We start from the raw sequence: 15,228 nt of genomic DNA, 5'->3' as shown, positions 1-15,228 counted from the left end.
GTATGTTATTATTGGATATTAAATGTTCGTTGTAAGGAAACTAGAGGTTGTTCCAGTAGTTTCAAAAAGTCCAATCGATGGAATGGATGGGCACTTTTTCCACGACGATATTGTTTTCGGAAATAGATGCCTTTATCAGGGTACAATATGCCTCCGAGGAGAATTACCATAAATTGATATATGCTTCGTTTTCCATTTCCCAACAAATAAAACTGCATTCCCACTTCTTCAGGTACGGTAACGCCGGTATGCGTGAGTACATGAAAAACATCATGATCTTCTAATTTTGCCTGAATCTCAAAATGATTTCGCTGTAGAAATAATCCCAAATGAAATCCCAAACTATCTGTAGCATAGCCCAGTAAGCTTTCCTCATTTACAGGCCAAGGAACATTATTTTTAAACCATTTTTGATAGGGAATTTTGCTCCAATCATATAGCTTTTCGATGATTAACGCTCTCATAATAATGATTTTAATTATTTTTTATTATTAATTAAAAGTACTTTGTATTTCAAAGTTTATAGATAAAAAAATAGCGCTTAGCTCTTTTGGATTAATTTTTCTAGGGCTTCAATATGTTGCTGGAATGCTTTTTTACCCAAAGGGGTAGCCGCATAACGTGTATTGGGCTTTTTCCCGATGAATTGTTTTTCTACCACAACATATTTTTCTGTTTCCAGTGCTTTTATATGGCTCGCAAGATTCCCATCGGTCACGCCCAACAATTCTTTTAAAGTTGTAAATTCGGCATACTCATTCACCATCAGTACCGACATAATGCCTAGTCTGATGCGATGATCAAATACCTTATTTATATTTTTTAAAATGTCTTTCAAATTATTTTCTATCGTATTTAAAATACATGATTGCACCATATAATATGTTGCAAATTCCAAATCCCATCACCCAAAAGTACAATCCATATCCTGAATATTCAACTGCAAATAATCCTAAAATAATTTCGGTAATCCCTAAATAACGTACTTGCCTGAATGTGAATTTACTAGAGTTTACACAAGCCAGTCCATAAAATATAAGTGCCATAGGGACAACTAATCCATAAGAACCATTTTTAAGCATCAACATAATTAATAATCCTCCGGTTACTAAAGGAATCAAGAAATTCACCATCAATCGTCGTGAAGCTGAATTCCAAAGTACTTCTCCCGCTTTTTTTGCTTTTCTGGAACTGAGTAACCAACCTGTAAAGACAGACAAGACTAATACTATCGCTGCTGTAATCAAAATCTTTTTGAAAATTACACTTTCTAACGTAATATATTGGTACGTGTTCTGATCTGACAAGTACTTTGCATAGGCTGCTCCAAGTAGAGCATAGCAACCTGCCAATACACCAGATAGCCCGCTAAGCGACAAAAACTGCGAGGATTTATTCATCATATCTTTAATGTGATGAATATCTTGAAGGTAATTTTTCTTTGTCATAGATGTAAAGTACTTTGAATTACAAAGTAAATTAATATATTTTAATCCTGCAATAGCAAAATCAATTTATTTTTCTTCTACAACTTTAATTTCTTCTTTGGGTTCTTTAATGCGAACAGTAATCGTTTTGTAGTCCCATTCGATTCCATTCCGAACAGCGGTGATATCCATTCGCCCCTTTCCTTTTTTGCCGCGTATGCGTAGTGTTACGGCAACTTCATTATTACTATCAGAATACAGTGTATTTCCTTCTAAAATATCCATCGCATTAGCAGTATACAAATCGCCTAATAATTCGTGAACTCGTTCGTTCTTGCCTGCTTGTTCCAATGCTTTTTCATACAATGGCGCATCAGTGTAGACTTTTGAGAAATCGGTAATGGATTCTAATACCGCTAGTGTTGCTACAGCTGCAATCACAATAAATAGGGCTAATGGTATGAACCATTTTCTATTTCGTTTCCACCAACTTCCTTGAACAATCAACTCATTATCCATTGTATGCTAATAGTTTACGGTTTATATTATATTCACTTACTTTCCTGATGTTATAGCGTAAATATAGTCTTTTTATTCATCCACTATTAAAATTCAAGATTTCTGAAAATCCGATTCTTTTTTAGTACCGTTCTGCTGTTTATTGGTTATAAAAAAACCAGTAATTTTATGAATCACTGGTTTTCCTTTTTATTATTTAGCGAAATATATTCCTCTTGATCTAAGGAATGTTTCTTTAAACTCATAATGTTTGTATCGCTTTATAAGCTTGGCTATTAAACTGATGTAACAGCTTTCTGGCAAATTTCCAACAATAAAATCCATGACGTTCTGCATAATTATTTTTCCCTATTCCTTTGCCTTGGTTTGCTGTTACTACACAGATATCGACTACTTGACAAAAATTCCCTCCTTCTCCAATGACTTCCCCATTCCGATATATTCATTTGCATCGTCTTTAATCCCTACAAAATGTACAGTATTATTCAATCCTATTTTGGCTGCCTCATCAGATTTTCCCGATAATCCTGCTTGAACTCTTAAATTCTGGTATATCACATTCTTTCATTCGTTATATAAATATTGTTTTGATGGATGTTTTATTCTTCTTTTAAAGCGTAAACACAATCAATCAAAGCTACAGGTATTTGTATTATTTTTCACTTGAAAGAGAGGTATGTACTTATAGCGATTCACTCTCTAAATAAACATATAAAAGACTGAGAAAGCCTTTACCTCAAGTATCTACTTTCTATATAATTATTAAAAAATTACTTCTTGTAAAAAGTTTTTAGAAATCGGATTATGAAAATCTGTATAAACGGTTAATCCCTTTACAGTTGCATGGTCAGGTATATAAGCATTTGATATAGCACTATTTGAGTTATAAAATCCAAATCTTATTTTATCAGTATTCATGCTTGTTTTTATTGATGCAAAAGCGAAAAATTTACCTCCTAAGTTCAATGTCCCTTTTGTTGAAAAGGTCTTTGTTGTAATTACTGAATTATTTTGGTATTCCAAAATAAAAAATAATCCAGCTCCTTCGAAAGAATCTTGTGTACATTCTAAAACACAAAAAACTATTGAACTATTAATTAATTCTTTCTCTATATACATAGATGTATTAATATTATTTGTAAGCTTATATCTTGCTCCATCTATTATATAATTTTTCCATATTGAATTTTGCAAACTATTTGGAGAAATACCCCCAAAAACATTAGTAATTGTTTTCATTTTTGATTTATCTAATGCCTTTAATGCATTATCTGCCAACTTATGAACAGGTCCTGTAAAATCTAGAAAAGTAGTCACATAATTATGAGTAGGTTTCAGATAATTTGGAATAGATATAGGAGGGTTATTATAAAAATTGGTGTTTGCTAAATCAATAGCATATTCAAATGAACCTAATTGTGATAATTTATTATTATCTAAGTTTACGTTATTTACAGAAACATATCCACAATATCCTTCAAAATAAAAAACAGTACGACAGTTTATCTTCCATATATGGGATTGTTGAACTACAACATCAATAAAATTATTAGCATAAAAAGCAGCTACAGATCCACTACCAATATCTTCAATATCAACTCCATTAAAATTTGCACCTGCGCCATTGGAAATATAAATAAGACTTTTATTTATAGACCCCATATCACTTCCATGATTCGAAATTTGGCCTGCTATATATGAAATATTATGAGCTCCATTTATATATAATTGATAAAACTCTCCATCGGAAGGATCATCTAAATTAAAATCTGTCATCCAACTATTATATCCATTAGAATTCATTATAGTATGAATAAAAGTGATAGGAGTATTATGACCAACATTTGCTTGATCAAATGATGAATTTAAATAAAAACCTGCACGTATATTTGAACTAAAATCACATTTATTTACTACTAATCTATTAATGGTCTCAGGCGTTATACAGTAGACCCCATATTTACAACCATAAATAGTAATGTTAATTAATTCTAATGCCTGATTATCAGGAGAAATAAATTTTATTCCTGACACTGGTCTATATTTATATCCGCTAATTATTAGGTTTTCTATTCTTCCTCTCACACAATTGGATATTTCAAAAACTGGTTTATTATTAATATCTCCTAAGATACTAGTTCCAGTCTGTCCAATAATATTAATAGTTTTATTTATTTTCAGAGTATCGGATACAAAATACTGGTAATAATAATTTCCAGATAAATTCTTTCCTGTTGGAAACAATAATGTAAATCCGCTATTTTCACAAAAGTTAATCGCATTTTGTATAGGAATTGTACTATCTATAACATTTAAGCCTAGATTATCGTCCCATTGTGTGTACTTACTACAATTTGGTATAGCCCCAAACCAATTTACATTAACTAAGGAACTATTAATTAATCTTTTCCATCTTCCCGAACTGCTTAGGTTACTAATTATGGTCACTCCTAAATCTTCATAATCATTATTACTTTGATCCCATATAAAAACACCTCCACCTCCATCATTAATTCCATAATAACCTGTTAAGTAAATAATATTTTCAGTTATGCTTACGTTTTTTAGATCAAATACATTATTAATTGTAATCATAATTTTTTTATTAAAGCTACAAAAAAAAAAAAACGAAATCAAATTATTGCTGAAAAATGAAAAACCACCCGATCTTAATTTAGGGTGGTCGTTAATATATATTACCTCACTTTTAATCGCTGACTTTGAGCACCTAGACAACTGGGTTGAAAATTTATATGATTACGGCTCGTAACATGATAGTTATTTATAGCTATATTATTGGGGAAATCTGATTTTCAAATGAATCTGTTCTTTCAATTTATCCATTTTCACTAATATTTAAGAACCTCACTTTAAGATTTACTTACTTTTTATTAATTTCTATTTTTAATATCGAAAAGGAAAATACAATCAAATATTCATTATCATTAATTATAACTAGTCTTACTTATCTAAATAACATCGCTTTTAACATGATCTTCTCACCTCTTCTAGAAATTTGTCTTAATATTTTTTTATTGGGTTATATAGTTAATTTCTGTGTTATTTGATTTTTATAAATTATTACTAAGTCTAAAAAAAATGGTGCACTTGACCTCATTTGTTCCTTAAAAGTAACGTAGAACTTAACATAAATCCAAACAAAAAAGCCCTTACATTGCTGTAAGGGCTTTTATTAAACCGATGTGGTCCCACCTGGGCTCGAACCAGGGACCACCTGATTATGAGTCAGGTGCTCTAACCAGCTGAGCTATAGGACCGGTTTAGAGGTTGCAATATTACTACTATTTTCAATACCATGCAACTATTTTTCGAATTAGATGGAATGAATTTCAAATTTTAATTGGGCGCTAAATTATCCTTTAATCAATCCAAAACCTAAAAATCAGAAAATCAATCTTTAACGCAATCGTTAGACAATTTCTTGACAAAGTTCAATCAATACACCATTCGTTCCTTTTGGGTGTAGAAAAGCAACCCATTTGTTATCGGCTCCTCTTTTTGGCGTTTCATTTAGCACCGTGAAACCCTCATCTTTCAATCGGGCAATTTCCGCTACAATATCCTCCACATCAAAAGCAATATGGTGAATCCCTTCTCCTTTTTTCTCTAGAAATTTAGCTATCGGGCTATCGGGATTAGTCGCTTCAAGTAATTCAATTTTATTAGGACCATTCATAAAGAAAGAAGTATTCACTCCTTCACTTTCTACCGATTCCATTTTGTAGGCTGGAGCCCCAAACAGCTTTTCGAATAAGGCATTTGAAACTTCCAAATCCTTCACTGCAATCCCTATATGTTCTATTTTTCTCATGGTGTTTTTATATAAAAAACAAAGATAGAAATTCTACTGAATTCTAATTACACTCCCAAAAGAGAATACTTTACGACGAATTCCATCAGACACTTCCTATTCGGGCATCCATCGTATTTTAAAAAATCGTATTTTTGCACGATGGAAACAAACAGACAGAAAAAAATAGGAGGAGTGCTACAAAAAGATCTTGTAGATATTCTTCAAGGTGAAGTGAGAAAAAACGGAATTACGAACTTAGTAATTTCAGTTTCAAAGGTTAGTGTAACAACCGATTTGTCGATTGCAAAAGTCTATCTTAGTGTTTTCCCACAAGATAAAGCAGAAGAGATTTTGACCGCTGTACGTTCAAACAGCCCTTTAATAAAGCATGATTTAGCACAAAGAGTAAAAATGCAATTGCGTAAAGTACCAAATCTTACCTTTTACATCGATGACTCATTGGACTATATTGAGAAAATTGACAATGCCCTTGCAGGAAAAGAAAATCCAATTGAAAACAGAGATTTATTAGACAAACGTAAGAAGTTTTAAATTGAATTTCCCCTTCTACATAGCCAAGCGATATTTATTCACTTCCAGTAAAAATAATGCAATCAACATTATTACTAGAATTGCAGCATCGGCTATTGTGGTGAGCGCCATGGCATTATTTGTAGTGCTATCAGTTTTCAGCGGACTTAAAGATTTCAGTCTTTCCTTTGCCGATGCACTTGATCCCGATGTGAAAGTGCTCACAAGCAAAGGTAAATTCCTGACTGTAAATCCTGACCAGGAACAACAAATCAAAGCCATTGATGGGATTGCTTTCTATAGCAAAACCGTAGAGGAACGTGTTCTTTTTATGTTCAACAAAAAAGAGCAGGTTACCTACCTAAAGGGCGTAGATAGCAACTACGTCAAGGTTAACAACATGGACAAGAAAATATACATCGGACAATGGCTTTCACCCAAAACCAACGAAGTTGTATTAGGGTATGGAACCCATAAGAAGCTAAGCATTGCTTTATTTGACTTCACCAACTCCTTGGAAGTATATGTTCCAAAGCCTGGAAAAGGAGCCATTGATAATCCTGAAAATGCTTTTAACAAAGCACCACTTCGTCCCATCGGCATTTATGCTATTGGGGAAGAACTGGATTCAAAATACGTGTTTACCGATATTCCGCTTGCTCAACATTTACTGGAAATCAATCCCGACCAAGTATCGGCCATTGAAATCAGATTAAAACCTAATGCTTCGGAAGATAAAGTAATCGCTGCCTTAAACAACATCTTCAAAGACAAAGCACTCGTTCGTAACCGAGCACAACTAAACGATTCACTACACAAAATGCTGAATACGGAGAATGTTGCCGTATATCTTATTTTTACCCTAGTCGTGATTCTAACGTTATTCAACTTGGCTGGAGCCATCATTATGATGATTCTGGACAAAAAAAGTAATCTGATTACGCTGTTTAACTTAGGAACAGAAATTAAAGACCTCCGAAAAATATTCCTCTATCATGGATTATCACTCAGTATTGGTGGTTGTATTCTAGGGATTATATTGGGGATTATTGTTGTAGTGCTACAGCAGAACTTCGGACTAGTCATGGTTACCGACAATTTGCCGTATCCTGTGGTATTCACCGTAGAAAACATCATTATTGTAGCTCTAACTATTATATCATTAGGCTATATTGCATCCAAAATCGCATCCAGTCGAGTGACGAAACGTTTAATGGAATAATAATCTATTCTTTCTGGGGTTACCTTCCTCCGTCAGGTCGTGCCTTCCGCAGTACAAGGTACTTTGCTTCTGTCACTAACCCAAGGCTTTTCGATCGTGTTAACGCACTAGATTATGGTTCCCGTATTGTTCTAATACAGCATCCATTGTACCTAAAATTACCGAAATATCATCACTGGAAACCATCTTCTGACGGTATTCCTTAAAGTTTGGTAATCCTTTGAAGTAATTTGTATAATGTCTACGCGTTTCCAAAATACCCAGCTTCTCCCCTTTCCATTCCATAGCCCATAACAAGTGGTTACGTGCTGCCTCTACTCGGTTCTCTACTGTTGGTTCTGGTAAGCGTTCACCGGTTTTGAAGTAATGCTTGATTTCATCGAAAATCCAAGGATATCCAATGGCTGCTCTACCAATCATGATACCATCGATACCATATTCGTTTTTGTATTTCAAGGCTTTTTCTGGTGAATCGATATCTCCATTCCCAAAAATAGGCATCGTAATGCGTGGATTATTCTTTACACGCGCAATATGAGTCCAGTCAGCTTCTCCTTTGTACATCTGTGCACGCGTACGCGCATGGATTGTTAAAGCCTGAACACCGATGTCCTGTAATCGTTCGGCTACTTCATCAATATTAATCGAATCATCATCCCAACCTAAACGCGTTTTAACCGTTACTGGCAAATGCGTACTGCGAATAACCGCTTGTGTTAATCGCACCATTAAATCGACATCTTTCAAGACGCCTGCTCCTGCTCCTTTACACACCACCTTTTTCACGGGACATCCAAAATTGATATCTACTAAATCTGGATTTACCGTTTCTACAATTTTTGCAGAAAGCGCCATCGCTTCTTCATCTCCTCCAAAAATTTGGATTCCTACCGGACGTTCGTAATCGAAAATATCCAGCTTCTGACGGCTTTTCATAGCATCGCGAATCAATCCCTCTGAAGAGATAAATTCACTATACATCATATCGGCTCCGTGCTGCTTGCACAGTCTACGAAAAGGCGGATCACTCACATCCTCCATAGGTGCTAATAACAATGGAAATTCCTCTAATACTATGTTGCCAATCTTAATCATGATTCCAAATTTGTGCAAAATTACAAAAATAGATTGACATCATAGAATTTGACCTTCAGTACTTCTTTTCATATGATTTAACCATCAAAATATAATTGTATATTTGTCATCCCTACAATTATAATTATTTGAGAAAAATTAAATAATTATTTCTTTATGAAAACTACTATTACAACTGTGTTTTTACTTTTTGTATTACACACCGCCACAGCACAATCCATTTCGGATAGCTCTTTTTTTGATCGACTTACGATAGATCTTGGATACACCAACTTCAATGGAAATCTCTTAAAAGCAGGTTCCTCCTTTTTTGTTGCCGGAAACAAAACTTTCCTAGTAAATACTGGTGTTCACGTTTATTTAGGCTATTTAAACGATTCTTTTACCGCCATTCCAGAATTGAATGCCACTGCCTATTATACTAAATCTGATTTTATTCCTTTTGTTCGAACAGGACTTATGCCTCGTACCTTCACACCCGAAGTAGGCATTAGTTTCTTAACTGCTGTAGAATTATCTGGTGGTTATGGTATAAAAATGGGTGGAACGGAGCATCCTAATACCGAAGGATTTCGTGTCAATATTGGTATTTCAATTCCTCTTGTTACTCGAAACATGCGCTTAACCTATTTCTAAACTACTTTTACTAAAATACTATAGCAACATAAAAATTTTGCTTTGTCAATGTATGTTTGAATGCATATTTCTGAAAACAAGAATTTATTCATTGAAATACTCACTTATTTTATTTATAGTATTCTAAATTTGAAATCCACATTTGGTAGAACAAATCCTTACTTAGGATTTCAAATTAATACGTCATCGCTGTATATGATTTAATCTTTAATACTTCTGTATCTTCTTCAACACCGCAATTATAATTGTATATTTGTCTAATTCTACACCTATAATTATTAGTATAATTATATCTCTATGAAAAAGATTATTATTACGGTATGCCTATTTTTTGTACTACATACTGCTACAGCACAAACGTTTGCTGATAAGCTATATTTTGAAATCGGATACACGAACTTCAATGGTAATCTTGCTAAAGTTGGATCTAAGTATTTTATAGTCCCAAGCAGAGTTTCTGTAGGTGGTTCTATTTATTTAGGGTATCTGGATGATTCATTTACTGTGATTCCAGAACTAAGCGCTACAGCTTATCTTGTAAATGTGGAAAAATCTAAACATGGTCTTTCTCCTTTTGCTCGCATCGGGATTGCTCCTCGCACCTTCACACCCGAGATTGACCTCAGTATCTTAACATTAATTGAATTATCAGCAGGCTATGGTCAAAAAATGGGCGAAACAGAACACGCTAATACCAAAGGCTTTCGCTTCAATATAGGCATTGCCTTTCCGCTATCCATTAAGGATATGAAAATTATGTAAATTCATTCCGTAAAAAATTCCGTAAAAAATTCAGTAAAACAGAATAAATTTAGATTTATCGGTTTGTTGTTGCGTAAATATTTCTGAAAATATAAATTAATTTATTATTTTTATACAAATAGTCCTGCTTTTCAGTATTGCAGGCTATAAAGATAATAGGAATTATCCTTTTGTAAAATGAATGTTTATCGAGCTCCCTACCTCGGTATTTTACAAGGTATCCTAGTCAGCAAATTTACACGAAACCATGAGGAGCATTGACTACAATGACTCTTACGCTAAATCTATGTTTACGATGAATACAATAGGGACCATTATTAAACGCTTAAGACAGCAAAAGTATCTTACTCAAAAAGACATGAGCCAACGTCTCAGAATGAGTCAAGCTTCTTATTCCAGATTAGAAAGTAATTATACCAAAATCAGTATTGAACGGCTTGGTCAGATTGCAAAAATATTAAAGATTGATGTTCCAGAACTGCTCTACCTTAGTAGGGTGTCCAAAATAAGCAATGTCACCAGTGGTGGAAACTTTAAAAATGCTATGGAACAAATTCAATACCTAAAAACGGTTATTGAAACCTTAATTGAAAATAAGGATATGATTCAACAAGAAATTTTTGCGCTGAAAAAATACATCATCAAAAAGAGAATGGAAATCTAGCCGAGACTTATCCCAGTAATTGTAATTCTCTTGATTCACTCCATATTTCCAAAGAAATTGGCTACTTCAGAAATACTATAAATTTCGTTTTCTGTTAAAGCCAATTCTTCTTTATGGCTTTGCATTACTTGAATGTAACTATAAAATAGTGTATTGATGGATTGTGCATGGGTTTTGAAATTTTGATCAAATTCTCTCATCTTTTCCAATAGGCTTAGATTATGGATTTGACTCATTGTTAATCGTACCAGTTTGGTTTTTTCAATAACTGGTTTTTGATTCAATATCAAACCTTCATAACCCATTGCACGACCTCCCTCTTTTTTATCATCATTTTTTTTCATAGCTTTACATTTAACTGAATTAAAATTGATTATTGACTATTTCTAAAATCATCATGAATAAATTATAATCCCACTATTTATTCATCTGGTATTTACCATCTATAATGACTTTAGTTTTTTATTCATCATTCTAAGATTAGAATTGTAAATATATAGACAATAGTTTATATAATCAAATTATTTGTAAACTTTTTTCTACACAATGAAAGCAATCGAACGATTTTATGCATACTTGAAGCTAAACTCTATAAAGCCTACTCGATTTGAAAAAGATTTTGGGCTTTCAAATGGGTATTTAGGAACTCAATTCAGACGAAAAGGGAATCTTGGTGAAGATGTTCTAAACATAATTATAGACAATTGTTTAGATTTAAATCCAGAATGGCTATTATCAGGGAGAGGTACAATGTTGAAAAAAATAGGGAATACAAAATCAGTCTCTACTACCGAAATTATCGATGTAAAAGATGAACTCATAGAGTTACAACGTGAATTGATTGATGTTTTGAAGAAAGAAAATGCTGATTTAAAGAAAATCATTCAACAAATGAAATTGAAAGGATAACATTATAAAAATAAAAAGAGACTCAATTGAGACTCTTTTTATTTTTAATTAAGATTCAAAATACAATTCTTTAAAATATTCTTTATTCCAATAGAATAAGTAAGTAAATAGTTTAAATTTTCTCACTTCTTCCTTCGTAATTAGATTTTTACGAATAAGCTTATTTGTATCAATAAAATAACGATAGATCATATAACTAAACATTCCCGTTACAAATGCTGAACTAGAAACAGTCGTTAAATAATACAATACAGGAAAAGGAAGCACTATTATTTTTATATAATATATCAATAATTTATTCATAATCTGTGACTTCTATTTGTTAGGTAATTGGAATATATCTATCTGTATAAATATATAAAATTACCTGTAGATGAGATTATTACCCCCTTACAAAAGGGTAATAAAACAAAAAGATAGGTCTTAATTTCATTCTATTATAAAATTCCAGTTCCCTAATCAATCTAAGGCTAGAGGCTTCATCTACCTTCAAAAAACACCCATTATTTAAGGCTATACCCATTAATTCAGCATCTTATTATCAAAAAGAGGCTGTCCTTTATAACTTTGGTACTCAAATAAGGAAACTTTAAATTATATTTGCAGATTAATTCCATACATTTATGGAAATGCGTGAGGGATTGTAGTGAAAAGCCCACAGTGAAGTGGAACGAAAACGAGGACTTGTAACGGAAAGCCCGACCTGAAATGTAATGGAAGGTTACGCCCAATAAAATTGATATCAGACGAAGATGAAGCATATTAGAAATTTTTGCATTATTGCACACATTGACCACGGAAAGAGTACGCTTGCCGATCGATTGCTCGACGCTACAAATTCTGTAACGGCTCGTGAAAAACAGGCTCAGTTGCTTGACAACATGGACTTAGAACGCGAACGTGGGATTACCATTAAGAGTCATGCCATTCAGATGGAGTACACTTATAAAGGTCAGGAATACATTCTTAACCTTATTGACACGCCTGGTCACGTGGATTTTTCTTATGAAGTTTCCCGTTCTATCGCTGCCTGTGAAGGGGCTTTATTGATTGTTGATGCCGCACAAAGTATTCAGGCTCAAACGATCTCTAATCTTTATTTGGCTTTAGAGAATGATTTGGAAATTATCCCAATTCTTAACAAAATTGACTTACCTAGTGCTAATCCAGAAGAAGTAAGCGATGATATCGTGGAATTATTGGGTTGTAAATTAGAAGATATTATTCCTGCCAGTGGTAAAACTGGTCTTGGAGTTGAAGATATATTAGCCGCTATTATTGAGCGTATTCCACCACCTGCTGGTGATCCGGAAGAGCCTTTACAAGCTTTGATTTTTGATTCTGTATACAATCCTTTTAGAGGGATTGAGGTTATTTTCCGTGTGAAAAACGGTAAAATCACTAAAGGTCAAAAAATTAAATTCATGGCAACGGGTAATGAATATTACGCGGACGAGATTGGTACACTGAAATTAAATCAGGTTCCAAAAACAGTCATCAACACTGGTGATGTTGGATATTTAATCTCCGGTATTAAAGAGGCTAAAGAAGTAAAAGTAGGGGATACACTTACGGATGCAAAAACGCCTACTACAAACATGATTGATGGTTTTGAAAACGTAAAACCAATGGTATTTGCTGGTATTTATCCTGTAGATACTGAGGATTATGAAGAATTGCGTAACTCGATGGAAAAACTACAATTGAACGATGCTTCTCTTGTGTTTTCTCCAGAAAGCTCTGCTGCTTTAGGTTTTGGTTTCCGTTGTGGATTCTTAGGAATGTTGCACATGGAGATTATCCAAGAGCGTCTTGAAAGAGAATTCAACATGACTGTAATTACTACAGTTCCCAACGTTTCGTACTTTGCGTACACGAAAAAAGAGCCTGAAACAAAAATCATTGTAAATAATCCTACCGACTTACCAGAGCCTTCTAAATTGGATCACGTAGAGGAACCTTACATTAAGGCGACTATCATTACTAAATCGGATTTCGTAGGACAGGTTATGTCTTTATGTATTGAGAAACGTGGTTCAATTACCAATCAAACGTATTTGACGCCAGAGCGTGTTGAATTAACATTTGATATGCCTCTAGCAGAAATTGTATTTGATTTCTACGATCGTTTGAAAACGGTTTCTAAAGGGTATGCTTCTTTTGATTATTCTCCTATCGGAATGAGAACTTCTAATTTGGTAAAAGTAGATATTCTATTGAATGCTCAAATTGTGGATGCTCTTTCTGCTTTGATTCATGCTGATAATGCATACCACATTGGTAAAAAAATGTGTGAGAAATTGAAAGAATTAATTCCTCGTCAACAGTTTGATATTCCAATTCAAGCCGCTATTGGAGTAAAAGTAATTTCCAGAGAAACAATCAAAGCGTTGCGTAAAGATGTTACTGCTAAATGTTATGGTGGGGATATTTCTCGTAAACGTAAATTATTAGAGAAACAGAAAAAAGGTAAAAAACGTATGCGTCAGGTAGGTAACGTAGAGATTCCTCAAGAGGCTTTCATGGCTGTTTTGAAACTTAACGATTAATCCTAGACTTACGTCTAAATAATATAAAAACCCGATAACTTTAATTGTCGGGTTTTTTCTTTTTCATTATTTGGTGTTCTCTCCAAAACTGTATCTTTGAACAAAAGGTTTTTTCATTATGATTGACGAATCTCCTAAACGATTTGACCGCATCGTAGCCATTCTCATCCAATTGCAATCTAAAAAGATTGTGAAAGCACAGGAATTGGCCGATCGTTTTGATGTAAGCTTACGCACCATATACCGCGATATTCGTACACTGGAAGCTTCTGGTGTGCCTATATATAGTGAAGCTGGTGTAGGTTACTCCTTAGTCGATGGTTATCGCTTGCCTCCTGTAATGTTTACCCGAGAGGAAGCAAGTAGCTTTATCGCTGCAGAAAAATTAATGCAAATATTTACCGATAAAGAATTTGGGAGTCATTATGCTTCGGCGATGTATAAACTGAAAGCTGTACTCCGAAGTACAGATAAGGATTGGGTTTCCAATATTGAATCTAAAGTTGTGATTCAGCAACCTTCTCAAAAATTATTTAACGACAAATCTCCAAATACACTCACGGTCCTTTTTGAAAGTATTGCCGAGAAAAAACAGGCTTTTCTTTTTTATCAGGTATATCAAGATGACGTAATTACCGAAAGAGCTATTGAGCCTGTCGGTCTTTTTCATGACAATAATAGTTGGTATGTTTTTGCGTATTGCCATCTTCGTAAAGATTACCGACAGTTTCGAACGGATCGGATTCAGGAGATTAAAAGAACAGAAAAGGCTTTTGTACAAGAGCATCATCCTTTAGAAACATACCTCAACAAAGAAAAAAATTGTATTCCTACAAAGGTTCGAATTCTAATTAATAAAAGAGAAGCTCGGTACTTGACTTGGGAAAAAAAATCTTTTGGATTGGTTTCAGAAAAAGAAGTAGGCAATCAAATGGAATTGACCTTTATGTGTAATGATGTTGTGCAGGGTTTTCCACGATGGTATTTAATGTTCGGGGATTACTGTAGAATATTAGAACCTGAAAGTCTTAAAACTCGGGTTTTGGAATTATTGGATATCAATCGCAAGCTATTGGAATAAAAAAATAATCCTGAAAATG

The 15,228-nt window shown here is 33.6% G+C and carries 18 protein-coding genes and 1 tRNA gene; 8 read left to right on the top strand and 11 right to left on the bottom strand.

The window, feature by feature from the left end:
* Positions 1 to 8: 8 nt before the first annotated feature.
* The 8 genes from P6733_RS07745 to mce all read right to left on the bottom strand — a co-directional run bounded on the left by P6733_RS07745 (position 9) and on the right by mce (position 5,778).
* Positions 9 to 464, bottom strand: coding sequence for a hypothetical protein (locus tag P6733_RS07745; RefSeq protein WP_306352001.1), 456 nt, complete (start codon positions 462 to 464; stop codon positions 9 to 11).
* Between the two features lie 77 nt (positions 465 to 541).
* On the bottom strand, positions 542 to 877 hold the full coding sequence (locus tag P6733_RS07740; RefSeq protein ID WP_372339295.1) for a winged helix-turn-helix domain-containing protein: 336 nt from the start codon (positions 875 to 877) through the stop codon (positions 542 to 544).
* Positions 840 to 1,448, bottom strand: a complete 609-nt coding sequence (locus P6733_RS07735) for a hypothetical protein (protein ID WP_306351998.1) — start codon at positions 1,446 to 1,448, stop codon at positions 840 to 842. Before P6733_RS07735 ends, P6733_RS07740 begins: the two co-directional genes overlap by 38 nt.
* Before the next feature lie 66 nt (positions 1,449 to 1,514).
* Entirely contained in the window at positions 1,515 to 1,946 is a 432-nt protein-coding gene (locus P6733_RS07730) for a cytochrome c oxidase assembly factor Coa1 family protein (protein ID WP_306351997.1), read from the bottom strand.
* A 390-nt stretch (positions 1,947 to 2,336) separates the two neighbouring features.
* Positions 2,337 to 2,504 (bottom strand): hypothetical protein, encoded by a 168-nt coding sequence (locus P6733_RS07725; protein WP_306351995.1) that lies wholly within the window; start codon positions 2,502 to 2,504, stop codon positions 2,337 to 2,339.
* Positions 2,505 to 2,708: 204 nt separating this feature from the next.
* Entirely contained in the window at positions 2,709 to 4,541 is a 1,833-nt protein-coding gene (locus tag P6733_RS07720) for a hypothetical protein (protein WP_306351993.1), read from the bottom strand.
* Positions 4,542 to 5,150: 609 nt separating this feature from the next.
* Positions 5,151 to 5,224 (bottom strand) — tRNA-Ile (locus tag P6733_RS07715).
* A 152-nt stretch (positions 5,225 to 5,376) separates the two neighbouring features.
* Positions 5,377 to 5,778, bottom strand: coding sequence for a methylmalonyl-CoA epimerase (mce, locus tag P6733_RS07710; protein ID WP_306351991.1), 402 nt, complete (start codon positions 5,776 to 5,778; stop codon positions 5,377 to 5,379).
* A 141-nt stretch (positions 5,779 to 5,919) separates the two neighbouring features.
* Here mce and rbfA point away from each other — a divergent pair, with 141 nt between their 5' ends.
* Positions 5,920 to 6,312, top strand: a complete 393-nt coding sequence (gene rbfA / locus P6733_RS07705; RefSeq protein WP_306351990.1) for a 30S ribosome-binding factor RbfA — start codon at positions 5,920 to 5,922, stop codon at positions 6,310 to 6,312.
* 1 nt (position 6,313) lies between these two features.
* Positions 6,314 to 7,513 (top strand): ABC transporter permease, encoded by a 1,200-nt coding sequence (locus P6733_RS07700; RefSeq protein ID WP_306351988.1) that lies wholly within the window; start codon positions 6,314 to 6,316, stop codon positions 7,511 to 7,513.
* Between the two features lie 99 nt (positions 7,514 to 7,612).
* Here P6733_RS07700 and dusB read toward each other — a convergent pair whose 3' ends face one another.
* Positions 7,613 to 8,608 carry a tRNA dihydrouridine synthase DusB gene (dusB, locus tag P6733_RS07695; protein WP_306351986.1) on the bottom strand — a complete coding sequence of 332 codons (996 nt, stop codon included), beginning with the start codon at positions 8,606 to 8,608 and terminating at the stop codon, positions 7,613 to 7,615.
* Between the two features lie 156 nt (positions 8,609 to 8,764).
* Here dusB and P6733_RS07690 point away from each other — a divergent pair, with 156 nt between their 5' ends.
* From P6733_RS07690 to P6733_RS07680, 3 genes are all read left to right on the top strand, one after another.
* Positions 8,765 to 9,244: a hypothetical protein gene (locus P6733_RS07690; RefSeq protein ID WP_306351984.1), complete on the top strand. Its 480-nt coding sequence runs from the start codon at positions 8,765 to 8,767 to the stop codon at positions 9,242 to 9,244.
* A 297-nt stretch (positions 9,245 to 9,541) separates the two neighbouring features.
* On the top strand, positions 9,542 to 10,006 hold the full coding sequence (locus P6733_RS07685) for a hypothetical protein (RefSeq protein WP_306351983.1): 465 nt from the start codon (positions 9,542 to 9,544) through the stop codon (positions 10,004 to 10,006).
* A gap of 295 nt (positions 10,007 to 10,301) precedes the next feature.
* Positions 10,302 to 10,670 carry a helix-turn-helix domain-containing protein gene (locus P6733_RS07680; RefSeq protein WP_306351980.1) on the top strand — a complete coding sequence of 123 codons (369 nt, stop codon included), beginning with the start codon at positions 10,302 to 10,304 and terminating at the stop codon, positions 10,668 to 10,670.
* 35 nt (positions 10,671 to 10,705) lie between these two features.
* Here P6733_RS07680 and P6733_RS07675 read toward each other — a convergent pair whose 3' ends face one another.
* Entirely contained in the window at positions 10,706 to 11,014 is a 309-nt protein-coding gene (locus P6733_RS07675; RefSeq protein ID WP_306351978.1) for a hypothetical protein, read from the bottom strand.
* 202 nt (positions 11,015 to 11,216) lie between these two features.
* Here P6733_RS07675 and P6733_RS07670 point away from each other — a divergent pair, with 202 nt between their 5' ends.
* Positions 11,217 to 11,579, top strand: coding sequence for a hypothetical protein (locus tag P6733_RS07670; RefSeq protein ID WP_306351976.1), 363 nt, complete (start codon positions 11,217 to 11,219; stop codon positions 11,577 to 11,579).
* Between the two features lie 48 nt (positions 11,580 to 11,627).
* Here the strand turns inward: P6733_RS07670 and P6733_RS07665 are convergent, their stop codons facing one another.
* Positions 11,628 to 11,882, bottom strand: a complete 255-nt coding sequence (locus tag P6733_RS07665) for a hypothetical protein (protein WP_306351974.1) — start codon at positions 11,880 to 11,882, stop codon at positions 11,628 to 11,630.
* A gap of 449 nt (positions 11,883 to 12,331) precedes the next feature.
* Here P6733_RS07665 and lepA point away from each other — a divergent pair, with 449 nt between their 5' ends.
* Positions 12,332 to 14,128, top strand: coding sequence for a translation elongation factor 4 (lepA, locus tag P6733_RS07660; RefSeq protein WP_306351972.1), 1,797 nt, complete (start codon positions 12,332 to 12,334; stop codon positions 14,126 to 14,128).
* 118 nt (positions 14,129 to 14,246) lie between these two features.
* Positions 14,247 to 15,209, top strand: a complete 963-nt coding sequence (locus tag P6733_RS07655; protein WP_306351970.1) for a helix-turn-helix transcriptional regulator — start codon at positions 14,247 to 14,249, stop codon at positions 15,207 to 15,209.
* Positions 15,210 to 15,228: the final 19 nt, after the last annotated feature.

Source organism: Flavobacterium aerium, assembly GCF_030766725.1.
In the GTDB taxonomy this organism is placed as follows: Bacteria; Bacteroidota; Bacteroidia; order Flavobacteriales; family Flavobacteriaceae; genus Flavobacterium; species Flavobacterium aerium.
The sequence above is the reverse complement of the archived record's forward strand: the minus strand, read 5'-3'. Positions and strand labels throughout refer to the sequence as shown.